Origin of the sequence: Flavobacterium sp. LC2016-23 (genome assembly GCF_009674775.1) — a bacterium.
GTDB lineage: Bacteria > Bacteroidota > Bacteroidia > Flavobacteriales > Flavobacteriaceae > Flavobacterium.
The window spans coordinates 1-368 of sequence record NZ_WKKE01000093.1 but is presented as its reverse complement, the minus strand read 5'-3'; the positions used below and the strand labels follow the sequence as shown (position 1 = coordinate 368).

Sequence of the window (368 nt, the reverse complement as noted above, 5' to 3'; positions counted from 1 at the left end):
GCTACGATTGCTACTGGTATTTTAGCAAACGATACGGATGCTGAAGGAAATACTTTAACGGCAGTTTTGGTTACAGGTCCAACAAACGGAACGCTGACTTTAAATTCTGATGGTACTTTCACTTACGTTCATAACGGAAGCGAAACGACAACGGATAGTTTTACCTATAAAGCCAATGACGGAAATGCAGACAGTAACACCGTTACAGTTAACATTACCATTAATCCAATCAATGATGCCCCGGTTGCTATTGCCGATTCTTATTCGGTAAACGAAGCAGGAACATTAACCGCTACGATTGCTACTGGTATTTTAGCAAACGATACGGATGCTGAAGGAAATACTTTAACGGCAGTTTTGGTTACAGG

1 protein-coding gene is annotated in these 368 nt (G+C 41.0%); it reads left to right on the top strand.

The features are described from left to right. A partial coding sequence (locus GJU43_RS22755) for an Ig-like domain-containing protein (RefSeq protein ID WP_195760095.1) occupies positions 1-368 on the top strand: 368 nt, incomplete at both ends.